The sequence below is a fragment of the Blattabacterium cuenoti genome (assembly GCF_014252075.1).
Lineage (GTDB): Bacteria > Bacteroidota > Bacteroidia > Flavobacteriales > Blattabacteriaceae > Blattabacterium > Blattabacterium cuenoti_AC.
The window spans coordinates 19,834-43,533 of the sequence record NZ_CP059209.1; the positions used below are offsets into that span (position 1 = coordinate 19,834).

Sequence of the window (23,700 nt, forward strand, 5' to 3'; positions counted from 1 at the left end):
TCAATTGTGAAATATTGCTTTTTATTCTTTTTTTTATTACTGAATCAAGCATATTCTGAAAATGTCCAGATTTTTCATGCTGACTTAATACAAAAAAATGATCATAATAATTCTATTTCTTTAATAGGAAATGTTCATTTTAAATATAAAAAATACCATCTTTTTTGTGATGAAGCTATTTATCATAAAAAAAACAATAGATTGTATGGTCACGGAAATGTACAATTAGAATCAGAAAAAAATAAAATAATTTCTAAAAAAATATATATAGAAGATAATTTTTCTCATTTCAAACTATCAGGTGGAGTGGTTTTATCTGTAGGAAAGATAAAACTAATAGCAGATACAATCAACTATGATTTAAGAAAAAAATTACTTAAAGCTGTTAATAATGTAGTTGTTTTTTTTAAAAAATTGAAGTTAACCACAAATATGTTAGAATATGATTTCAATCGAAAAAAAATTTTTTATAAGATGAATAGTATCATTTATTATGATGATTATGTAGTACATAGTAAAGAAGGTTTTTTTTCACCTGATGAAGAAAAGGCAGAATTAAAAAATGGAATAAAATTGATCAGTAAGAATTATACTGTATACGCCGACATTTTGGAATATTTTTTTAAGAAAAACAAAATAAATTTCAATGATTCTGCTCTTATCACACAAAATGATAATTCAGATAACTTTATCTATGTTAAAAAAGCGTTGTTTTTTATTCAAAAAAAAATATTTCTATTAGAAAAGTATATTAGTATTCATTATAATGAAAAAATTATAAAAGGAAAATATCTGTTTTTTGATGAGAAAAAAAAATATGGATTTATTAGAAATTTTTTATTAGAAGATTTAAAAAAAAAATATTTTTTGATGGGTGGATATGGAAAGTTTGATTTTAATAATAATTCTTTGATTTTAAAAAAAAATCCAAAAATAGTAAGAATTTCGAAGAAAAATTCTTTTCTTATTTATTCAGATATTTTAAAGATGAATTTTAAAAAAAATTCTTCATATTTAATTCAAGCTTTTTCTGTTGAAAGTTTTTTTTTGAATGAATCTATTCAAGGAAAATCTAGTGTTTTAAATTATGAATCTTCAAATGATTACATTCAATTTGATGGAAATCCTATTTTTTGGTTTCAGAACCAACAAATAACTGGTAAATCCATCTATATTTCTTTTCAAGAAAAAGATGAATATTTTTTGAAAACCATAAAAATTATAAAAAATGCTTTTTATATAGAAAAAATAAATTCAAAAGAATTTAATCAAGTAGAAGGAGATCTCATGATTGGTTTTTTTAATGAAAAAAATATTTTGGAAAAAATTTCCATTCAAGGAAATATTAATAGCATTATTTTTCTTTCTTCTAAAGAAAATAAGTTAATGAATAAATCTTCTTGTGGAATGCTCTCATTATATTTAGATATAGAAAAAAAAATAAGAAATATTTCTTGTGCAGAACAGGCCTATTCAGAATTAATTCCTATATCTGAAAAAACTCCCAATGAATTTCTTTTTCTTTCCAAATTCTATTGGAAAGAAAAAGAAAAGCCCAATGCATATAAAAATTTTCTTGTGGACAAAGAAATAGAGAAATACAGAAAAGAAAATCATTTAGAACAAGAAGAAATCGAAAAAATAAAACAAAATAAAACTAAATTCTTATGAAAGAATTAGAAAAGGATTTTTTTCAATATCAAACTCAAATCACTCCTTCTCCCATGAAAATTATGGTAGATTATGCTGATGGAAACTATATTTATGGAAATAATGGAAAAAAATATTTAGATTTTGTGGCAGGTGTTTCCGTAAATATTTTAGGACACGGAAATAAAATAATAAAAGAAGCTATAAAAAAACAAGTAGATAAATATTTACATACTATGGTTTATGGAGAATTTATACAAAACCCTTGTGTAAAACTTTGCAAAGAAATAGCAAAAAATACTCCAAATCCACTTACTACTACTTATTTAGTTAATTCTGGAACAGAAGCAGTAGAAGGTGCTTTAAAATTAGCTAAATGTTATACTGGAAGAGAAGAGATTATTTCTTGCAAATGGGCTTACCATGGTAGTACTCATGGATCTATGAGTATTATGGGAAATGAAGAAAATAAAAGACCTTTTAGACCATTGCTTCCTTTAGTTAAATTTATAACATTTAATCATATAGAAGAACTGGTTTCTTCTATATCAGAAAAAACAGCTTGTATCATTTTAGAAACAATTCAGTGTTCCAATGGAATTGTATTGCCTGATGATTCTTTTTTAAAAAAAGTAAGAGAAGAGTGTAATAAAAAAAAGACTTTAATGATTCTTGATGAAGTCCAAACTGGATTTGGAAGAACAGGAAAACTTTTCGCTTTTGAACATTATGGAATAGTTCCTGATATTTTAATAATGGGAAAAGGAATGGGAGGAGGGATGCCTATTAGTGGGTTTATTTCATCTGATAAAATTATGAAGACTTTTTGTGACACTTATCCCTTAGGACATTTAACTACTTTTGGAGGAAATGCTGTTTCTGCTTCAGCTTCTTTAGCTACTTTAGATCAATTAATAAATTCTAATATAATGGAACAAGTGTCTATGAAAGAAAAGTGGTTTAGAAAATATTTAGTTCATGATGAAATAGAAAGTATTAATGGAAAAGGGCTTATTTTGTCTTTTGAATTAAGAGATAAAAATTCAGTGGAAAAATTATTACAAAATTGTATCAATAAAGGATTAATTTTATTTCGTTTTTTATTTCACAGTCATTCATTACGTATATCTCCTCCATTGACTGTCACAAAAAAAGAAATTGAAAAAGGATGTTCTATTATTATTGAAAGTTTAAATCAACTTAAAAAAAAATAATGTAATTGAGATTTTTCATTGAATTAGCTTATAATGGTAAATATTTTTATGGATGGCAAATCCAAAAAAAAGGAAGTACAGTAGAGGGAAATTTAGAATATTGTTTATCTAAATTGTTAAAAAAGTCTATCAATGTCATAGGTGCTGGAAGAACAGATAAAGGAGTACATGCTAAGCAAATGTTTGCGCATTTTGATTATGAAGGAAAAATTACTAATAACTTAATAGAAAAATTAAATATTTTTCTACCAAAATCTATTAAAGTATTAAATATTTTTCCAGTAAAAGAAAATATTCATGCAAGATTTAATGCTATAAAACGAACGTATAAATATTATTTAACACGTAAAAAAAACCCATTTTTTCAAGATTTTTCTTGGTATTGTTTTTATCCATTAAATATTCATCGAATGAATATAGCTTCTAAGGAATTAATGCGATATAAAGATTTTAGTTCTTTTTGCAAAAAAAAAACTTCTGAAACGGGAAATAATATATGTAAAATCAGTCATGCCTGTTGGTCTATTGATAATGATCTCTTCTGTTTTACTATTGAATCTAATAGATTTTTAAGATCTATGGTTAGATGCATTATTGGTACACTTATTGATGTTGGAAGAAACAAAATTAGCATTAGTGAATTTGTCAAAATCATAGAATCTAAAAATTCTAATTATTGTAGATCAATAGTTCCTGCATGCGGACTATTTCTTACCAGAATTATTTATCCAGAAGATATTTTTTTATGAAAGAAAATTTAAAAATGAAAGGATCTTACTTGAAACAGCTTATCAAAATTAGTTTAGATTATAAATTAATATTGATAGCAACAATTATTACTTCTGTATTAATATCTTTTATTTCTGCTTATCGTCCCAAGTTAATCCAAAAAGCTATAGATATTCATATCCTTTATAAGGATTTCTTTGGACTGAAAAATATATTGATGTTGATTCTTCTCCTTCTTTTCTTAGAAAGCATATTTCATTTTATTTTATTATATCTCTCGAATGTATTAGCTCAAAATGTTATTGAAAAAATAAGAATTCTTTTATTTGAAAAACTGTTGCATTTTAAAAATTCTTTCTTTAATAAAACTCCAATAGGAAAACTAGTATCTTATTCCATATCAGATATAGAAACTATAACTGTCATATTTAATGATGGAATTTTACTTGTTTCTGGAGACGTTTTAAGAATTGTTATGATTATAATAATAATGTTTACAGTACATAAAAAATTATCTTTCATTGTTTTTTTTACTATTCCTTTTATGTATATCCTCACTCGATTTTTTCAAAAAACACTAAAAAAAACTTTTCATGAAGAACGAGTACAAACTTCACGTTTGAATAGTTTTTTGCAAGAAAACATTATAGGAATGTCTGTTATTCAACTTTTTCATAAAGAAAAAGAAGAATACTTAAAATTTAAGTCTATCAATTGTGAATTGATGAATGCTCATTTTAAGACTATTTTTTACTTTTCTATTTTTTTTCCTATCGTAGAACTTGTTTCTGCAGTGACAATAAGTATTGTTATATTTTATGGAGGATTTCATGCAATTGAAAAAGGAAATGTAAAACCAGGGCAAATTATTGCTTTTATTTTTTTTATCTATCTTCTTTTTCGTCCTATGCGACAAATAGCAGATCGATTTAATATTATACAAAGAGGAATTGCCGGGATAGAAAGAATATTTTCTATATTAAATTCTGATGAAATCATCATTAATAAGGGGAACTTGCGTTTAAGAAACCTAAAAGGACATATTGTATTTAATAATGTTCATTTTTCATATATTGAAAACGAAATGGTTTTAAATGGAATTTCTTTTGAAATTCAACCTGGAGAAAAGGTCTCTATAGTAGGAGCTACAGGATCCGGAAAATCTACGATTACTCATTTAATTTCTAGATTATATGAAATTAATAAAGGGAATATTTGGATTGATGGACATTCTATTCAAGATATAGAATTAGAAAATTTAAGATCTCATATAAAGGTAGTTACACAAGATACATTTTTATTTAATGATTCTATTATAAATAATATTACACTAGGTGATCCTTCAATTAGTATTGATAAAATAGAAAATATGGCAAAAAAGATAGGAATTCATAATTTTATTACATCATTTCCTGATGGTTATCAATATATCGTAAAAGAAAGAGGAGGTTTTTTATCACTTGGAGAAAAACAATTAATTTCTTTTTTAAGAGTTCAAATGCATCCTTATTCTATTCTTATATTAGATGAAGCTACAGCTTCTTTAAATAAGGAGTTAGAAAAAAAAATTTATCATGCTACAGATTTTCTAACCAAACATAAAACTTCGATCATTATTACGCACCGTCTTTCTACATTAGAAAATTCTGATAAAATATTAGCCCTAGATAAGGGATGTATCGTAGAAAAAGGAACTCATCAAGAGTTGATTCAACTTAATGGATATTATGCAGAATTATATAAAGAATCTTTTCAAAAAGAAAATTAAGGACACTTAATATAAGTTTTTTTTAATGTTTTTTTTGCCCAATTTTTTATTATATCTTTTTTTTTCATGTCTTTTACAAGGGTTTTTAACCTTGTATAATCTGTTTCAAAAGAAATAGGATGAGAAGGAATGCTATCTAATAATTTGACTATAAAAAATGCTTCTTTTCCGTTTACAATTTCTTGATAAGGATTAGAAATTTTTCCTTTTTTTAAAATATCTAATGTTTTTTTCATGTTTTTTGATAGTTGATTTTCTTCAACCCAAATATTATTCCATATTGAATAATTCACAATTTGATTGTCTTTTTCTTTGTTCATCAAATTTTCAAAATTTAGATTTTCAATTCTTTTTTTAATCGAATCTACAAATGATTTTGTTTCTCTCAATTCATCTTTCGTATATTTAGGTTTAATTAAAATATGTCTTATATCAACTTCATCATTTCTTTTTTTATTCAATTTAATTAAATGAAACCCTAAGTCAGTTTCAAAAGGTTCAGATATTTCCTCTTCTGATAAAGAGAGAACTACACGTTTAAATTCTTTTGAAAGACGATTTATTTTAATTCCTTGAATTAACCCTCCATTCCATGCTGAATAATTCTCTTCAGAGAACAAAATAGCTTGAATAGAAAAATCCATATCAGAATGGATTTCTTTTTTAATTTTTTTTAAAGAGTCGGTAATTTTTTTTCTATTAATTTGACTTAATTTTGGATAAAAAACTATATAAGAAATATACATTTTTTTGGGAACGAAAGGAATTTTATTCTTGTTTTTAGTAAAAAAATATTTCACTTCTTGAGGAGATATCTCTATATTATCCGTTATTTTTTGATAAAATTTTTCTATATATTGATGATTTTTGACTGTTTCTGTTAATTTTTGAATAAAGTTTTTTTTCCTAAATTGTATTAAAAATTCTTCTTGATCTGCATATTTATTACTCATTTCTGAAAATAATTCTTGGGTTTTCAATTCTAATTCTTGATCTATGATTTGTATACTTGAATCTTTTTTTGCATGGTAAAGCATTAGTTTTTCAATCAAAAGATCATCTAAACAGTTTTTTTGGTTCTTAGTTTTTATTTCTGAATCTAAAATAATCTCATCTCCTATTATGGCATAAATTCCTCCTAATTTTTCAAAAGAATAAGAAAAATGATTCCTATATATTATGAATATGAAGAAAAAGAAGAAAAATAAAGAATATTTTTTGAGACTTTTTTTCATCAGATTAATTTTTTATTCCAATAACTAATAATACAAAAAAATTATAATATTATGACTTTAATGGCTAAAAATCTATATAAAAAATATAAAAAAAAATATGTAGTTAAAAATGTTTCTTTTAAATTAAATAAAGGGGAAATAGTAGGATTAATTGGGCCCAATGGAGCCGGAAAAACAACTTCTTTTTATATGATAGTAGGACTTATAAAGCCGGATCAAGGAAAAATTTTTCTTTGTGAAGAAAATATTACAGAAAAACCAATGTATCAACGTTCTAAAAAAGGAATTGGATATTTGTCGCAAGAACCTTCTATATTTAGAAAGTTATCTGTAGAAGACAATATTTTGTGCATATTAGAAATGCAAAAAAAATTTTATAAAGAAAGAAGAAAAATAACAGAAAAACTAATTGAAGAACTGGGGTTACAACATATAAAAACTCATCGAGGGGATCTTCTTTCTGGAGGGGAAAGAAGACGTACCGAAATAGCCAGATGTCTGTCTACAAATCCTCAGTTTATTCTTTTAGATGAACCTTTTTCTGGAATAGATCCAATAGCTATAGAAGAGTTGCAAAGAATTATTATTTCTCTGAAGAAAAAAAATATAGGAATATTAATTACAGATCATAACGTGCAAGAAATTTTTACGATAACAGATAGAATTTATTTAATGTTTGAAGGTGAGATTTTAAAACATGGATTAACTATGGAAATAATGCAAGATTCTTTGGTAAAAAAAGTTTATTTAGGAAATCGTAAATCGTTTTATAAAAATGAATCATCGTTTTAAAAATCCAGAAGTAGGACTATTTCTGAATGGAGAGCCTCCTCCTTTTTTATGGAAAAATTTTTCTTTTTATAAAAAAATATTTGCTGTTGATGGGGCTTTTTATTACTTAAATAAATCAGGAATTTCAGTGGATTACATCATCGGAGATTTTGACTCTCTTTTAAAAAAAAATATTCCTTTAGGGAACAATTTTTTGACTGCTTATGATCAAAAATACACTGATTTTGAAAAAGCTCTAAATATAATTTATCAGAAAGGATTTTTGAATATCAATGTTTGGGGCGCTAGTGGAAGAGAGCAAGATCATTTTTTGGGAAATTTATCTACGGCTTTAAAATATAAAAAAAAATTGTCTATTATATTTCATGACAAATATCATTCTTATTTTTTTTCTGATAAAAAAACTTTTTTTTATCAGAAAAAAAATAAGAAGGTCTCTTTGTTTCCATTTCCTGAAGTAGAAGGGTTACAAACTCATGGTCTTAAGTATCCTATCAAAAAAGGTTTTTTAAAAATAGGGAAAAATATAGGTATCAGAAACGAATCTGATGGAGAAAGAATAGAAATAAATTACAGAAAAGGAGAATTGCTAGTATTTATAGAAAAATAAAAATTTTTTCTAATTTCTACATTTTTTGAAAATCTAAAAATATTTCAATCTATCTATCATTTTTTTTACATGATTAGCAGACTGAGTTAAAAGATTTTTTTCTTTTTCATTTAATTGCAATTCTATAATTTTTTCTATTCCAGATTTTCCTAAAATAACTGGAACTCCCAAATATATATTTTTTAAATTATACTCTCCTTTCAAAAAAGCTGAGCATGAAAAAATACGTTTAGAATCTTTTAAAATAGCTTCTACCATTTGTACAACAGAGGCCCCAGGAGCCATCCAAGCAGATGTGCCTAATAAATTGACTACTTCCTCTCCTCCTTTTTTTGTTTTTTCAACAATAACGTTATTTTCTTCTTCTGATATAAATTCTTGTATGGGGATTCCAGATATAGAAGTGTATCTATATAAAGGGACCATTGTATCTCCATGTCCTCCTAATAATAAGGATTGTATATCGTGAGATGATAATTTTAATTTCTTCGATAAAAAATAACGATATCTTGTAGAGTCTAATATTCCAGCCATTCCAATTACACGAGATGAATCAATTTTAGCAGTAATATAACTAACGTATGCCATGACATCTAATGGATTTGATACAATGATAAATTTAGCTTTTGGAGAAAAAAAAATAGATTTTTTCGTAACAGTACGAATAATTTCTGCATTAGTCTGAACAAGATTGTCTCTACTCATTCCAGGTTTTCTAGGAAGACCACAAGTGATAACAACTATTTCAGAATTTTCTGATTTTGAATAATCATTAGTAATTCCAATTACTTGAGTATTTGATCTTACAAGAGTAAGCATTTGAGAAATGTCCAAACTTTTTCCTTCAGTAAATTTTTCTCTAATATCTAATAAAACAATTTTTTTAACTATATCTTTTTGAGCTAATAGACTAGCACAAGAGGCTCCTACGTTTCCTGCTCCAATAATAGTAACTTTCATGTTCTTTTTTTTACTTTGTATGTTATTAATTTTAGGTTAGCTTAAATATTTACCTAAATTTGTAATCTTTAAAGATAAACACAATTTCTATTTTTATGAAAGAGGATTACGTCAGAAAAAAAAAATTCTATCACAGACATATAGGACCGTCTTGTTATGAAATTAACGAGATGTTGAAAGAATTGCAATGTTCCTCTATTAAGGATTTTATCAAAAAAACTATACCTAAAGAAATACGTTTAAAAAAGAAATTAAATCTACCAAATTCTATTTCTGAATATCAATATTTAAAACACATTGATAAAATCAGTAAAAAAAATAAAATTTACCGTTCCTATATAGGATTAGGATACCGGAATACTATTACTCCAAGCGTTATTCAAAGAAATATTTTAGAAAATCCAAGTTGGTATACTCCTTATACTCCTTATCAATCAGAAATATCTCAAGGACGTTTAGAAGCTTTGATCAATTTTCAAACTATGATTTCTGATCTTACTGGAATGAAAATAAGTAATGCATCCATGTTAGATGAATCTACAGCTGCTGCAGATGCAATGTTTATGATTTTTCAAGAAAAAATAAAAAGGAAACAGATCAATAATAACTATTCATTTTTTGTTTCAGACGAAATTCTTCCACAAACTTTTGCAGTTTTAAAAACAAGATGTTTTGGTTTAGGAATACACATTATAAGAGATAGTCATAAGAATTTTCTGAAAAATAAATATAAAGTGGAAAATATATTTGGATTGATTATTTCTTATCCTTCTTGTTTAGGTGAAATATATGATTATGGTGAAACAATTGAATATGCAAAAAAAAACAATATATCAGTAATTGTTTCTGCAGATATTTTATCTTTATCCTTATTGAAACCTCCTGGAGAATGGGGGGCTGATGTTGTTGTAGGATCTAGCCAATCTTTTGGGGTTCCTATGGGATATGGTGGACCTCACGCTGCTTTTTTTTCTACTCATGAAAAATATAAACGTTTTATTCCTGGTAGAATAATTGGAATGTCTATAGATAGGCAAAACAGAAAAGCATTTCGCATGGCTTTACAAACTAGAGAACAACATATAAAAAGAGAAAAAGCAACTTCAAATATTTGTACATCACAAGTTTTGCCTGCTATAATGGCTTCTATGTATGCTTTATATCATGGAAAAGAAGGATTAATAGAAATAGCTAAAAGCATTCATGAATATGCTAAAAAATTAGAATTTTTATTGGTTAATAATATAAATAATCTTTATCAAGTAAACAAATTTTATTTTGATACTATTAGAATAAAAACTGATTTTATAGAGAAACTAAAAAAAGTTTCAGATCGGAAAAAAACCAATTTTAGGTATGTAGATAGAAATCATATAACCATTACTTTAGATGAAACCACATGTAAAGAAGATATAGATCATATTTTATCCATATTTCATGAAGTTTCTATTTATAAAAAAAGAAAAAAATATGATGATATAAAAAAAATTCATGAAAAACATAAAATTCCTAGTTCTTTAAAAAGAACTTCTGATTTTTTGAAACATGAAATTTTTCATAAATTTTATTCAGAAAATGAATTGATGCGTTATATAAAACGACTAGAAAGAAAAGATCTTTCTTTAAATCATTCTATGATTCCGCTTGGTTCATGCACTATGAAACTGAATGCTTCTACGGAATTATTTTCTTTAAGCCAACATGAATGGAGGAATGTTCATCCTTTTGTTCCTGATCAACAAGCAATGGGATATCACTTTGTCATTCATAATTTAAAAAAATATTTAAAAGAAATAACTGGATTTTCTGGAGTCTCTTTACAACCTAATTCAGGTGCTCAGGGAGAATATGCTGGACTTATGGTTATAAAATCTTATCATCATTCATTACAAGAGTCAAAAAGGAATATAGCATTAATTCCTTCTTCTTCTCATGGAACGAATCCGGCTTCAGCAAACATGGCAGGAATGAAAGTTATTTTAATTTCTACAAAAAATGATGGGTCTATTGATAGAAATGATTTATTCAAAAAAGTGAAAGAATATAAAAATTTTTTATCTGTTTTAATGATCACTTATCCTTCTACTCACGGTGTATATGAAATAAATATTCAGGAAATCATAGATATCATTCATGAAAATGGAGGGCAAGTATACATGGATGGAGCAAATATGAATGCTCAAGTTGGTTTAATAAAACCAGCACATTTGGGAGTGGATGTTTGTCATCTAAATCTTCATAAAACTTTTGCTATTCCTCATGGTGGAGGAGGCCCTGGAATGGGTCCTATTTGTGTCTCTTCACATTTGAAGCCTTTTCTTCCTGATCATCCTTTTTTTGAAAAAGGAGAAAAAGATAAATTGACGATATCCTCTTCTCCATATGGATCCTCTTTGATTCTTACAATTTCCTATGCTTATATTCGTTTATTAGGTCCAGATGGACTTAGAAAGTGTACAGAAATATCTATACTGAATGCAAATTATATAAAAGAAAAATTAAAAAGATTTTATAACATATTATATGTAGGAAAAAACAATGCAGTGGCACACGAATTAATTATAGATTGTAGGATGTTCAAATCTCTAGGAATAGAGATTGTAGATATAGCAAAAAGAATGATGGATTACGGATATCATGCTCCTACTATATCTTTTCCTGTAGAAGGATGTATGATGATAGAACCTACGGAAAGTGAATCTAAAGAAGAATTAGATCGTTTTATTGAAACACTTATCAATATACGAAAAGAAATTCAAGAAATCGAAGATGGTAAATTTTCTAAAAAAGAAAATGTATTCAAAAACGCTCCGCACAGTATAGAATTGCTAACTAATAATGATTGGAAATATTCTTATAGTAGAGAAAAAGCTGCATATCCATTATTTTGGGTTAGAAAAAGGAAATTTTGGCCATCAGTTTGTCGTGTTGATGATGGATACGGAGATAGAAATTTGATATGTACATGTACTTAGTACATGTATATATTTTTAAAATGTTTTAAATTTAGAATATGGAGAAACATGAATCGAATCAAATAAATTTTTTTCATATTTTAATAGTCCTGTAATAGCTATCATCGCTCCATTGTCCGTGGTATATTTTTTCTTTGGAATAAAGATTTCACATTTTTTGTTTTCTTTTGCAAAAGATATAAACATTCGTCTAATTTCACAATTTGCGGAGACCCCACCTGCTAAAACTATTCTATAAATTCCAGTTTTTAAAGTTGCTTTTTGAACTTTTTCTAAAAGAATTTCTGCTATTATTCTCTGGATAGAAGCACAAATATCAGATATATTTTGTTTTATAAACAATGGATTTTTTTTTAATTTTTTTTTGAAAAATTGTAAAACATTACTTTGGAATCCACTAAAACTGAAATTTAACCCATTTACTGATGGTTTTGAAAAAACAAATTTATTACAATTTCCATTTTTAGAAAAAAGTTCTATCATAGGGCCTCCAGGATAATGAAAACCCAATATTCTAGCTACTTTATCCAAAGTATTCCCTATAGAATCATCTAAAGTAGATCCTAATATTTCCATTTGAAAAAAATCATTCACTTTCACAAGTTGAGTATGTCCTCCACTTATGACTAAACCTAAAAATGGAAATTTAGGATAAGAATTGTTCATATTAGCATTTTTTATGAAATGAGCAAGTATATGGGCTTGTACATGATTTACAGTTAATAAAGGAATCTCTAACCCCATTGAAAAAGACTTTGCAAAAGAAGCCCCTACTAATAAAGATCCTATCAATCCTGGTCCTAAAGTAAAGGAAACAGCATCAATTTGATTTTTTTTAATTCTTGCTGAATCTATTGACTGATTTACAGCTGTAATAATATTTTTTTCATGTAGTCTTGAAGCTAATTCTGGAACTACACCTCCATATTTTTTATGGATATCTTGATGAATGATAATATTAGATAAGACATCTCTATTTTTAATAATAGAAACAGCCGTTTCATCACATGATGATTCTATCCCGATAATAATAGGTTTTTTTTTCATAATAAAATAACAATATCTTTGAAAATGAACAATGCTTTTTTGTATAAATTTTTTACCAGAAAAAAAATAATAATTTTTTTGATTTTTTCATTGGCATTATTGATTATAAATATTTATGATCAAAAAAAAGTACAAGAAAAAGTATCAACGTTTTTTTTGAAAAAAGTAAGAGAAAAATTAGGAAATGAAATTTCAATAAAACACATTTCATTTAATTTTTTTGAAAAAGAACTTATTTTTTATGATGTCAAAATTAGAGATCATCATCATTTTTCTTTTATTCATTTATCTCAATGTAAAATATCCATTAATAATTTATTTCGTTTTATTTTTATCAATTCTAGATATTTAAATATAAAAAATTTAATTATTGACAATTCTTCTTTTTTTATCAGAAAATATTTCAAAGAAAAAGAAAATAATATCCTTTTTTTTATCAGAAATATTTTTCTGAATCAAGAATCAAATAAAATGAATATCAAAATAATTACTTGTTCTAAGCTAAGGATAAATAAATCTCATTTGATCTATATAGATTCCAAAAAAAAATTCAATCATTTCTTTTCTAGTTATATAAAAAATATTCAAATCAAAAATCGAAAAATAAAAGCTTCTATTTTTTCTTTTCAATCTCAAGAATTTATAAATAAAAAAAAATTTTGCATAAAAAACTTGTTTTGCAATTTAACATATGATTATCCTGCAAAATTAGAAATTCGTGACTTTTTTATAAAAACATCCAATAGTTTTCTAAAAGGATCCTTTTCTATTTTCAATGACGATAAATATGAATATGAAAAAAATAAAGAATTTTTTTCCAAAAAAAGCATACGATGTGAAATTTTTAAAGGATCAAAATTAGGACCTGATTTAGGAATATTTTTTTCCAAAAAATGGTCTTCTAATTTTAGATTATTTATTCAAGGAAATATAAACGGAAAATTTAATGGTCTGAATAAAAGACTTTTTCTTTCTAATATTTTTATAAAGGATTTACAAGAAAATAGATTGTTTGCAAAGAGTATTTATATTTCTTTAAATCAAGAATGGAAAGAGATTAAATTTTTTAAATCTTTTATTCAATTTTATCCTCATCAAATAAGTCAAATAATTCCATACAACTTCCATTCAAAATTAAATTTTATAAAAGAAGTTAATTTGAATTTAAAAAAATGGATATACAAAGGGAATTTAATTTTTAGAGAAAAAATTGGAGAAGGGAAAAAAAGTTTAAAAATAGAAGGAATTATTCAAAATCATTTTTTGGCAGCTAAAGTATCAACTTATATTAATTTTATGAGTCATAATCATGATGTTAAATATGTAAGTAAAATTACAATCGAAAAAAAATATCTTCTTTTTTTATTCAAAGTTTTATTCAAAGACAAGAAAAAAAGTTTTTTTTTAATTCCATCAGGTATTCCTCTTTTTATAAATAAATATTTATTATCTGATTTTTGGATTTTTATTAATTTAAAAGGAAATCTATCAAAATTTTTTTTAAATCTGTTTCTCTCTCATTCAGGATATCAAATTAATTTAAAAGGAAAAATTCATTCACACTTCAATAAAATCTATTTAAGAATAGATGACTATAAAAATCGAGTTCACAAAGGAATTAAAGTAATGTTAATCAATAATCAAAAATTTAAAAAAATTAGTATCAATATATATGATATGATAATTGGTCAGATTTATGGACATTTTAAATGGGAACATTTATTAACTATTATCCCAAAAGATATTTTTGAATTAAAAAATTCCTGCAAAAAAGAGATAGAATACGTGAATTTTAATTTTCTGATAAAAAAATCCTTTTTCAATTTCATAAAACAGAAAAAAGATAGAAATACTTTTTCTGATATTCGAATTTCAGGAAAAAAAGAGAAGAACGTATTTAAAACAATTTTTTTTACAGAATCAGTCCAATGGAATGGAATTTATTTTGAAAAACTATTTATAATAGTTAATTCTTCTTCTTTTAGAAAATGGATAAAAATTGATACAGAAAAAATTACTTACAAAGATTTTTTTTCAAAGAAAATAAATGTATCTATTTTGAGTCTAGAAAATTTTTGGATGATTAATTCTAAATTTTTATTAAAGTTAAAAAAACAAAAATACAAAGAACAAATATTGAATTTCATTTGTAAGAATAAAAAAAATTTATTCATTTTTTTCCCTTTACTTTCTAAATTAAGCATCAATGGATATGATTGGAAGATTAATAATAATTTGGGAATAATAAAAATAGACCTCATTAAAAGAAGATATACCATAAAAAATATTATTTTATCTTCAGAAAAACAAGAAATTATTGTGAACGCGGATTTTATTGAAAAAAAAGAAAAAACATTTCAATTTTATTTCAAAGACGTGCAGTTAAAAAAAATAATATTTAAAAATAATATAGATGGTTTCTTAAACGGTTTTTTTTCCTATAAAAGAAAATATAATCAAATTGAACCTAATTTACATGTAAAAATTTCCGATTTTTCAATTGGAAAAAAAATTTTAGGAAACTTTTATGTTCATTCCTTTCATAAGGATAAAAATTATAAGATTAATGGAGTTCTTAAAAAAAATACTCATGACATATTGAAAATAAATGGAAATATTAACAACGAATCAAAAAATCAATCCATACTCGATTTAAATATCAATGTTAAAAACTTAAAAATGGATAATTTTTCCTTTTTTTGGAAAAAAATGAATAGTGAAGCAAGAGGTTTTTTGACAGGAAAAATAAAAATATTTGGAAATATAGACAATCCTCATTATTTTGGAAGATTAGAACTTAAAAAGTTTGGAATCAAAATAAATTCTATAAATACAGATTATGAAATCACAAGTAAATCTTATGTAAATATCGTTTCTGAATCCTGTATTTCATTATCTTCTTCTTATTTTAAGGATACTAAATATAATACTCAAGGATATATAAATGGATGTTTTTTACACAAAAATTTTATCAAATGGAATTTTGAATTATCTATAAACACAAAAAATTTACTTGTTTTAGATACATATGGAGAACGAGATCGTTTTTTATTTGGAAAAATATTGACTCATGGAAAAATTCAAATAACGAAAAAAGAAAATAAAGTTCACGTTTCTATGAAAAATGGAAAAATTTTAAGTTCTTCTCATTTATACATTAATCCAAAAGGTCAAAAATTTCAAAATCAAAAAAATCAAAACCGAAATCACAAGGGAGATAATGATTTTTTATTAATAGACATTAAAACAAATGTAAAAAGAAACACAAAAGTATCAATATTTTTAGACGAAAATTTAGAAAATTTTATTGAATTAAAAGGAGAAGGTTCTCTTTCTTTAAGAAAAACATATAAAAAAAATGTTGAAACCAGTGGAAAATATTTTGTAATAGATGGATTATATCATTTTTCTATCCGAGAAAAAATACCAATTCTAAAATTGGAAAAAGAATTTAAAATAAAACCAGGAGGTTTTATTACTTGGAAAAATAATTTTGATCAATCCAATATCAATTTAATTGCTTATGAGACCAAGTCTGTCTCAAAAATTTCTGAGTATATAAATTTTACAGAATCTGAAAAACCTCATAAGGGAATGATATTTGCAGAATTAAGAATCAATATTTATGGAAAAATACAAAAACCTAATATTAATATGGAAATTTTATTTCCTAAAAGTAATGAAGAAACTCAAAAAAAATTATTTAGTAAACTGAACTCTTTTGAAGAAAAAACAATACAATTTTTATCCATTCTAATATTAGGAAAATTTTTTCTAAAAAATGAGACCATAAAAAATTTTTTATACTTTTCTGTTCTCGAATTTTTTTTAAAAAAACTAAAGAAAATATTATTAGATTCATATATCAATCAATCTTTAAATTTTAATTTCTTTCAAAAAAAAGAAACGTTCAATTATTTTTTTTCTTTATATCATAAGAACAAAAATCTATCGAATGATAAAAATATAAGATTACTTATTGAAAAACAAGAACCTATTTCTTCAAAAGAAAGTTTTGTATCTTGGTATTTTTAATACCTTTATTCAAAAAAAATAAAAAAATGATTCTAAGATATAATACAGATGAAATAGACAATACCATTGTCAGAAAATTAAATATAAATGCTAGAACCCCATATACAGAAATCAGTAAACAGATTAGTAAAGAAATCAAGCCACTATCCGTTGGAACTGTTCATGTCAGAGTAAAAAAATTAGAAGATGCAGGTATTATAAAGGGAAGTACTTTGATTATTGGATATGAATCTTTGGGTTTTCATTTAATAGCTTTTGTTGGAATTTTATCAGATTCACGAGAATCTAAATTAGTAAAAGAAGAATTAAAAAAAATTCCTAATGTAGTCCAATTATATATCACATCAGGAAAATACAATCTTTTTTGCAGAATTATTGCTAGAGATCCTTCAGATGCTAGAGATGTTATTTCTAAAATTGGAGAGATAAAAGGGGTTCTTAGAACGGAATCTACTATTTGTTTGGAAGAAAGTATTAATGATGAAAACAGATTATTATCCAATATTTTACAAAAAAATCAATCATCTTATAAAAAAAAACATAATGATATTATCATAACATAATTGATAATTATTATAATTGTTTGATACTTCTTCTTAAAATCAGAATTTCATCCTTCCGAAAAAATTGCATAGTTTCAATTTTTTAGGCAATGGCTAGCTTCTTAAAGTTTTATACATATAAAAATATTGCAGATAAGATTTTAATCCCAATTATTGTAGTCTTATCATTGACATTTTTTTTCCCAAAAAAAGATATTTTTCAATATGAATTTTCAAAGGGAAAAAATTGGACTTATAGAGATTTATTTTCTCCATTTGGCTTTGTTGTTCAAAAAAATAGTCAAGATTTAGACTTAGAAATAAAAAAATTGAGAGAAGATCAGAAACTATTTTTTGTTCAAAACAAAAAAATAGTTAAAAACATAAAAAAAAAGCTAAAAAAAATTAAATTTCTAAAAAAAAGTAAATATTATTCCAGAATTGTTTATAAAACAGTAAATACTGTGTATAAATATGGATATATAGATTTTATTCCGGAACAGAATAAGATTTCTATAATTTTTTTTCAAAAAAACAAAAAATGGATTCCAATTTTATGCAAAAAAATTTATACTTACAAAAAGGTAAATAATATTATTGAGAAAAATTTATTGAATAATAATAGTTATCGTGCAAAAATTATAAAAAGAATTTTAAAAAAAATTATTGTTCCAAATTTTTTTTATAACCAAAATTATACTGAATTTTTTTATCATGAAAAAATTAAATCTATCAGTAAAATAAAATATTCTTTTGCAAAAGGAGATAAAATTATCAGAAATAATGAAATAATAGATGAAAATCAATTTCAAGTTCTATCTTCTTTCAAAAAAGAATATGAAAATAAAGTATGGAATAAAAAAAAAGATTATTGTCTTCTTATAGGATATTTTTTCATAATTAGTATGATCTTCACTCTATTTATATTATATATTTTTTATTTTCAAAATAAGATATTTCATAATAATAGAGAGATGAATTTTTTAATTATTAATATATTTCTTATCTCATTGATTACTATTATAATTTTAAAATATAATTCCAAAATATTATATTTAATCCCTTTTTGTGTACTTCCTATAAGCATTCGCGCTTTTTTCAATTTTCACTTAAGCATTATTATTCACTTAACAAGTATTTTATTGTTGTCCTTAATTACACCAAATAGTTTTGAATTTACTTTCCTTCAAGTCACTACAGGTTTTTTAGTCTTGTTAACAAAAAAAAACATTTATAAAATGGCGAACCTTTTTATTGCTGTGGGAAAAATAACTATTACTTATATAATTACTTTTAGTTCACTTACTTTAATTAGTGAAGGGTCTTTAGAAAAAATTTCTTTGCATACTTTTTCATTATTCTTTTTTAATGGAGTTTTAACTTTATTTGTTCATCCATTAATATTCCTTTTCGAAAAATTATTAAATCTTACTTCTGATATTTCATTATTAGAATTATCGGACACGAACACTCCTATATTAAGATTATTATCTCAAAAAGCACCAGGAACTTTACAACATGTTTTAACAGTAGCAAATCTTGCAGAAGAAGCAGCTGTTTCTATTGGAGCACATTCATTATTGGTAAGAATAGGATCTATTTATCATGATATAGGAAAAATAAAAAAATCAAAATTTTTTATTGAAAATCAACATGATATAATTAACCCACATGAAAGATTAAGTCCAAAAGAAAGTGCAAAAATTATTTTAGAACATGTTCCAATTGGAATTGATCTAGCAAAAAAATATTATTTGCCTGATTCTGTAACTGATTTTATACGTACACATCATGGAAATAGTATTATTCATTATTTTTACGAAAAACAAAAAGAAAAATTTCCAAATATAAAAGTGGATAAAAAACAATTCCAATATTCTGGTCCTAAGCCTTTTTCCAAAGAAACGGCTATTGTTATGATAGCAGACTCTGTAGAAGCAGCTTCGAAAAGTATTAAAAATCCATCTTCTAAAGATTTGGAAAACTTGGTAGAAAATGTTATTAATAAACAAAAAAAAGAAAATCAGTTTTCTAACGCGGACATCACTTTAAAAGAAATAGAAAAAATAAAAAAAGTTCTTAAAAAAAAACTAATAAATATTTACCATACTAGAATAGAATATCCTAACCCCTAATTATTTGTTTATTTAATAGATCTACTTTAGATTTGTATTTTTTAGGGAGAGTTGCCGGAGTGGTTAACGGAACAGTTTGCTAAACTGTCGGTATATAAAATACCGCGTGGGTTCGAATCCCACATTCTCCGCAAAAACGGGGTATAGCGTAGTTTGGTTATCGCGCCTGGTTTGGGACCAGGAGATCGTAGGTTCAAATCCTGCTACCCCGATCTGCAATTAGATCACGTGGCTCAAATGGATAGAGCAACTGCCTTCTAAGCAGTAGGTTACAGGTTCGAGTCCTGTCGTGATCATTTCTTTCCTTCTAGAACTTCATCTATCATTCCGTATTCTTTAGCTTCTTTAGAAGTCATCCAATAATCTCTATCTGAGTCTCTTTCTATTTTCTCAATAGAGACTTCCGAATGTTTCGATAGAATTTCGTAAAGTTCTTTTTTCAACTTTAAAATTTCACGAACTGTAATTTCAATATCTGAAGCTTGTCCTTGTGTTCCTCCTATAGGTTGATGGATCATGATTCTTGAATGTTTTAATGCAGATCTTTTATTTTTTACTCCTGCGCAAAGTAAAACAGCAGCCATAGATGCAGCCATCCCAGTACAAATGGTAGCTACATCGGGTTCTACAATTTGCATTGTATCATATATGCCTAATCCTGCATAAACATCTCCTCCTGGAGAATTAATATAAATTTGGATGTCTTTCACAGAATCTACAGACTGTAAAAACAATAACTGAGCTTGTACTATATTAGCTACTTGGTCTTCTATAGGAGTTCCTAAAAAAATAACTCGATCCATCATTAAACGAGAAAAAACATCCATTTGTGCTACATTGAGCTTCCTTTCTTCAACAATATAAGGTGTAATTGATTGAATAATATATTCATCTATCGTTAAACTATTAATTTTTTTATGCTTAGTTGCATACAGCATAAATTCTTTTGAATTTTTTCGATAATCCATTTTCTTATGTTGAAAACTTTGATCAAAGTTACTCATAATTAATCTCTATTTCTATGCAAAATTTTGCAAAAAAAATTTATACATACATAAAAAATACAGAAATTAGGAACTTTTAATTTTAAAAGAAGCATTGAATTTGTACAAAAAACTAGCAAAACAAACAATTATCTATTCTATAGGATCAATTTTACCAAAAATTATTAATTATGCTTTTTTAAAATTTTTTACTGTTTCTTTAAAAAGAGAAGAATTTTCTCTTTATACAGATATGTATGCTTTATCTTTTCTAGTTATAGGGTTTCTTTCTTTTGGATTAGAAAATACTTATTTTAGATTTTTATATAAAAAAAATTATAACCAAGAAACTATTTTTTCAACGGGTGTTATAATACAATTATTAATTACTTCTTTTTTTTTAATTATTTCTGTTAATTCAATCAAATATTTAATTTATATCGCTGGATATCAAAATCATCCAGAATATTTTTTTATGTTTTTCTTAATCATATTTTTTGATACGATTTGTATTCTTCCTATGGCTTGGCTTCGTGCGAATGAAAAACCATTCAAACATACCATTATAAATATAATAAATATACTCATCCAATCGCTTTTAATAATATATATGTTTTTTTGTTCTAACAATTTTTACATCAAAGGGTCTTGTTTCTCTTTTATTTTTGAATGGATAAATTCGTTCACAGATAGAACTGGTTATATATTTTTTGCAAATATGATATCATCCTTAACTAATTTATTTTTAGTCCTTCCTATTCTTTTCAAAAAAGTAATTATAAAAAAATTTAACAAAATTATTGCCAAAGAAATGTTAAATTATGGAATTCCTATTATGTTAGGAACTATTGCTTTTTCCATTAATGAAAATCTTGATAAAATTTTGATCAAAAGATGGGTTTCAGATGAAATTAACGGATCTTATTCTGCCTGTTATAAAATAGCATCTTTTATGAGTTTGTATATCAGAGTTTTTCGATTGGGAATCGAACCTTTTTTTTTTAAAAAATCCGGAGATTCTGATGCAAAATATTATTATGAAGAAATTAATTATATGTTTATTCTTTTCGGATTAATTTTTTATGTATTAATATGTGGAAATATCCCCATGTTTGTGGGATTTTTTATTGATCAAAAATATCACTTTGCAATGTCCATTATTCCTATAATAATGATGGGAAATTTATTTTTAGGAGTTTATACGAATCTATCCATATTTTATAAGATAATAGATAAACCTATTGTAGGGACCTATATCTCCTTAATAGGAGTATTAATCACTTTTTTATTTAACATGATTTTTATTTTAATTCCTAATAATAATTTTATGATTCCCGCTTGGGGGACTTTAGCATCGTATGGATGCATGTTAATCATGTTGTACATTTGGGGGAAAAAAAATTTTTTTAAATTTTGTAAAAAAATAAGAAATATCATAATTCATTTTTTATTTGCAATTTTTTTAGTTCTTGTGATCAATAAAAAGAAAGAAATGATGTTTAGATTTTTTTTTCAATTCCTGTATTTGATAATTATTTTATTTTTTGAAAAAAAAAGATTGATTAATTTAATCAAATATTAAAAGTAGATCTCCGTGTGATAAAAAATGGATACCAATTAACTTTAATTGCCAATATAGAAAAATCTATTTCTATTAATTTTCTAGAAAGAAAATTGATATCAACAGGCATTTTTATTCAATTTCCTAAAACAATTAAGTATCATTTTTTTTTGAAAAAAAAATTTATTGAAGCAATTTGCGTCATTCATATTACAAAAAATAAAAAAAAAACGGTTTTATGTCAAGAAATTAAAATGATTATAACAAACGTTTTTTTTGAAACTATGAAAATTAGATCCAATGAAAAACTAGCTGTATTAAACATATTTCAAGGGCCCCAAATAAAATGGAAAAAATGTTCTATTTTAAATACAAGTATGAGAGGATGCAATAGTTTTGGAAGTACTGGTATATGAAAAAATAATAAAAAATGATGTGATATGAAAATTATAATTCCTATGGCTGGAAAAGGATTGCGTTTGCATCCGCACACTTTAAGTACTCCGAAACCATTAATTCATATAGCAGGAAAAACAGTTTTGAGAAGATTATTGGAAAGTTTATCCGAAGTTATAAAAATCTTTTCTGTGAAAGAAATTGTTTTCATTATAGGAAATTACGGAGAAAATATTGAAAAAAAATTAATCAAATTAGCTAATGAAATAGGAGTTCGTCCTATAATCTATTATCAAATCACTCCACTGGGGACGGCAGACGCCTTGTTAAGGGCTAAAAATTCATTGAATGGAGGTCCGATAATCATTGTTTTTTCCGATACTTTATTTTATAACACTTCTTTAGAAAAGGAAATTACTAACAAAGTCGATAACATTATATGGACAAAAAAAGTTAAAAATCCTCATTTATTTGGAGTGGTAAAATGTGATTCTTCGGAAATTATTACTCATTTTATAGAAAAGCCCAATAATTATGTTTCTAATCTAGCAATCATCGGTCTTTATTATTTTAGAGATAGTCTTTTTTTAAGAAAAGAACTACAATTTTTAGATAAAAAAATCAGAAATGAACAAGAATACCAATTAACATCTGTTTTAGAAAACATGAGAAAAAAGGGAGAAAAATTTATTAGCAAACAAGTTCAAGAATGGATGGATTTTGGAAATAAAAAAAGGACTATTTCTTCTAATTCAAAAATTTTGTCTATAGAACATAAACATTCACAATTGATTCATGAAAAAGCAATCATAAGAGATAGTTTAATTATAAAACCTTGTTCAATCGGAAAAAATACAAGCATTGAGAATAGCATCATAGGCCCTTATGTTTCAATCGGAAAAAATACAAAAATAAAAAATAGTAATATAAGAAGATCTTTGATTCAAGACGATACAAAAATACAATATGCAAATTTGCATAATTCCATGATAGGAAATCACATCTATTATATCGGAAAAGCAAAAGAAGTAAGTTTAGGAGATTATTCTGTTTTCAATTAATAAGATC

The 23,700-nt window shown here is 24.9% G+C and carries 17 protein-coding genes and 3 tRNA genes; 16 read left to right on the top strand and 4 right to left on the bottom strand.

Annotated elements, in window-relative coordinates:
* Positions 1-6: 6 nt before the first annotated feature.
* The 4 genes from H0H47_RS00085 to H0H47_RS00100 are packed head-to-tail and all read left to right on the top strand — an operon-like array spanning position 7 to position 5,361.
* Positions 7-1,671, top strand: coding sequence for an OstA-like protein (locus H0H47_RS00085; protein WP_185866031.1), 1,665 nt, complete (start codon positions 7-9; stop codon positions 1,669-1,671).
* A complete protein-coding gene (locus H0H47_RS00090) occupies positions 1,668-2,864 on the top strand; it encodes an aspartate aminotransferase family protein (protein WP_185866032.1) in 1,197 nt (398 codons plus the stop codon). The genes H0H47_RS00085 and H0H47_RS00090 overlap by 4 nt, the downstream gene beginning before the upstream one ends.
* 5 nt (positions 2,865-2,869) lie before the next feature.
* Positions 2,870-3,613: a tRNA pseudouridine(38-40) synthase TruA gene (gene truA, locus H0H47_RS00095; protein WP_185866033.1), complete on the top strand. Its 744-nt coding sequence runs from the start codon at positions 2,870-2,872 to the stop codon at positions 3,611-3,613.
* On the top strand, positions 3,610-5,361 hold the full coding sequence (locus H0H47_RS00100; protein ID WP_185866034.1) for an ABC transporter ATP-binding protein: 1,752 nt from the start codon (positions 3,610-3,612) through the stop codon (positions 5,359-5,361). Before truA ends, H0H47_RS00100 begins: the two co-directional genes overlap by 4 nt.
* On the opposite strand, the gene H0H47_RS00105 is transcribed toward H0H47_RS00100, so the two are convergent.
* A complete protein-coding gene (locus tag H0H47_RS00105) occupies positions 5,358-6,596 on the bottom strand; it encodes a peptidylprolyl isomerase (RefSeq protein ID WP_185866035.1) in 1,239 nt (412 codons plus the stop codon). The two genes, H0H47_RS00100 and H0H47_RS00105, sit on opposite strands and share 4 nt — an antisense overlap.
* A 51-nt stretch (positions 6,597-6,647) precedes the next feature.
* Here H0H47_RS00105 and lptB point away from each other — a divergent pair, with 51 nt between their 5' ends.
* Both lptB and H0H47_RS00115 read left to right on the top strand, forming a co-directional pair.
* Positions 6,648-7,388 (top strand): LPS export ABC transporter ATP-binding protein, encoded by a 741-nt coding sequence (gene lptB, locus H0H47_RS00110; RefSeq protein WP_185866036.1) that lies wholly within the window; start codon positions 6,648-6,650, stop codon positions 7,386-7,388.
* Positions 7,372-7,998 (top strand): thiamine diphosphokinase, encoded by a 627-nt coding sequence (locus H0H47_RS00115; protein WP_185866037.1) that lies wholly within the window; start codon positions 7,372-7,374, stop codon positions 7,996-7,998. Before lptB ends, H0H47_RS00115 begins: the two co-directional genes overlap by 17 nt.
* A gap of 33 nt (positions 7,999-8,031) precedes the next feature.
* On the opposite strand, the gene mdh is transcribed toward H0H47_RS00115, so the two are convergent.
* A complete protein-coding gene (mdh, locus tag H0H47_RS00120; protein WP_185866038.1) occupies positions 8,032-8,958 on the bottom strand; it encodes a malate dehydrogenase in 927 nt (308 codons plus the stop codon).
* 95 nt (positions 8,959-9,053) lie between these two features.
* Between mdh and gcvP the strand changes: the two genes are divergently transcribed.
* A complete protein-coding gene (gene gcvP / locus H0H47_RS00125; RefSeq protein WP_185866039.1) occupies positions 9,054-11,933 on the top strand; it encodes an aminomethyl-transferring glycine dehydrogenase in 2,880 nt (959 codons plus the stop codon).
* Positions 11,934-11,948: 15 nt separating this feature from the next.
* Here gcvP and tsaD read toward each other — a convergent pair whose 3' ends face one another.
* Positions 11,949-12,980: a tRNA (adenosine(37)-N6)-threonylcarbamoyltransferase complex transferase subunit TsaD gene (gene tsaD / locus H0H47_RS00130; protein ID WP_185866040.1), complete on the bottom strand. Its 1,032-nt coding sequence runs from the start codon at positions 12,978-12,980 to the stop codon at positions 11,949-11,951.
* 24 nt (positions 12,981-13,004) lie between these two features.
* On the opposite strand from tsaD, the gene H0H47_RS00135 reads away from it, so the two are divergent.
* From H0H47_RS00135 to H0H47_RS00160, 6 genes are all read left to right on the top strand, one after another.
* Positions 13,005-17,015 (top strand): translocation/assembly module TamB domain-containing protein, encoded by a 4,011-nt coding sequence (locus tag H0H47_RS00135; protein WP_185866278.1) that lies wholly within the window; start codon positions 13,005-13,007, stop codon positions 17,013-17,015.
* A 26-nt stretch (positions 17,016-17,041) separates the two neighbouring features.
* Entirely contained in the window at positions 17,042-17,578 is a 537-nt protein-coding gene (locus tag H0H47_RS00140; protein WP_185866041.1) for an Lrp/AsnC family transcriptional regulator, read from the top strand.
* 89 nt (positions 17,579-17,667) lie between these two features.
* On the top strand, positions 17,668-19,692 hold the full coding sequence (locus tag H0H47_RS00145) for an HD family phosphohydrolase (RefSeq protein WP_185866042.1): 2,025 nt from the start codon (positions 17,668-17,670) through the stop codon (positions 19,690-19,692).
* Between the two features lie 45 nt (positions 19,693-19,737).
* Positions 19,738-19,823: transfer RNA gene (locus tag H0H47_RS00150), tRNA-Ser, on the top strand.
* Between the two features lie 6 nt (positions 19,824-19,829).
* A tRNA-Pro gene (locus H0H47_RS00155) sits at positions 19,830-19,904 on the top strand.
* Positions 19,905-19,914: 10 nt separating this feature from the next.
* A tRNA-Arg gene (locus H0H47_RS00160) sits at positions 19,915-19,988 on the top strand.
* Here H0H47_RS00160 and clpP read toward each other — a convergent pair.
* Complete coding sequence (clpP, locus tag H0H47_RS00165; RefSeq protein ID WP_185866043.1) at positions 19,986-20,660, bottom strand: ATP-dependent Clp endopeptidase proteolytic subunit ClpP; 675 nt, start codon at positions 20,658-20,660, stop codon at positions 19,986-19,988. The two genes, H0H47_RS00160 and clpP, sit on opposite strands and share 3 nt — an antisense overlap.
* 136 nt (positions 20,661-20,796) lie before the next feature.
* Here clpP and H0H47_RS00170 point away from each other — a divergent pair, with 136 nt between their 5' ends.
* From H0H47_RS00170 to H0H47_RS00180, 3 genes are read left to right on the top strand one after another with little or no spacing between them, the layout of a single operon-like run.
* A complete protein-coding gene (locus H0H47_RS00170) occupies positions 20,797-22,257 on the top strand; it encodes a lipopolysaccharide biosynthesis protein (RefSeq protein WP_185866279.1) in 1,461 nt (486 codons plus the stop codon).
* Positions 22,258-22,271: 14 nt separating this feature from the next.
* Positions 22,272-22,652, top strand: a complete 381-nt coding sequence (locus H0H47_RS00175) for a dCTP deaminase/dUTPase family protein (protein ID WP_185866044.1) — start codon at positions 22,272-22,274, stop codon at positions 22,650-22,652.
* Between the two features lie 24 nt (positions 22,653-22,676).
* Positions 22,677-23,693, top strand: a complete 1,017-nt coding sequence (locus H0H47_RS00180; protein ID WP_185866045.1) for a sugar nucleotidyltransferase — start codon at positions 22,677-22,679, stop codon at positions 23,691-23,693.
* Positions 23,694-23,700: the final 7 nt, after the last annotated feature.

Bases quoted from the DNA above. Each gene is read 5' to 3' on its own strand.
- H0H47_RS00135 (WP_185866278.1), top strand. From the start codon at position 13,005: ATGAACAATGCTTTTTTGTATAAATTTTTTACCAGAAAAAAAATAATA.
- H0H47_RS00180 (WP_185866045.1), top strand. From the start codon at position 22,677: ATGAAAATTATAATTCCTATGGCTGGAAAAGGATTGCGTTTGCATCCG.
- lptB (WP_185866036.1), top strand. From the start codon at position 6,648: ATGACTTTAATGGCTAAAAATCTATATAAAAAATATAAAAAAAAATAT.
- clpP (WP_185866043.1), bottom strand. From the start codon at position 20,660: ATGGATTATCGAAAAAATTCAAAAGAATTTATGCTGTATGCAACTAAG.
- H0H47_RS00145 (WP_185866042.1), top strand. From the start codon at position 17,668: ATGGCTAGCTTCTTAAAGTTTTATACATATAAAAATATTGCAGATAAG.
- H0H47_RS00100 (WP_185866034.1), top strand. From the start codon at position 3,610: ATGAAAGAAAATTTAAAAATGAAAGGATCTTACTTGAAACAGCTTATC.
- H0H47_RS00105 (WP_185866035.1), bottom strand. From the start codon at position 6,596: ATGAAAAAAAGTCTCAAAAAATATTCTTTATTTTTCTTCTTTTTCTTC.
- H0H47_RS00115 (WP_185866037.1), top strand. From the start codon at position 7,372: ATGAATCATCGTTTTAAAAATCCAGAAGTAGGACTATTTCTGAATGGA.
- mdh (WP_185866038.1), bottom strand. From the start codon at position 8,958: ATGAAAGTTACTATTATTGGAGCAGGAAACGTAGGAGCCTCTTGTGCT.
- gcvP (WP_185866039.1), top strand. From the start codon at position 9,054: ATGAAAGAGGATTACGTCAGAAAAAAAAAATTCTATCACAGACATATA.
- H0H47_RS00140 (WP_185866041.1), top strand. From the start codon at position 17,042: ATGATTCTAAGATATAATACAGATGAAATAGACAATACCATTGTCAGA.
- tsaD (WP_185866040.1), bottom strand. From the start codon at position 12,980: ATGAAAAAAAAACCTATTATTATCGGGATAGAATCATCATGTGATGAA.
- H0H47_RS00090 (WP_185866032.1), top strand. From the start codon at position 1,668: ATGAAAGAATTAGAAAAGGATTTTTTTCAATATCAAACTCAAATCACT.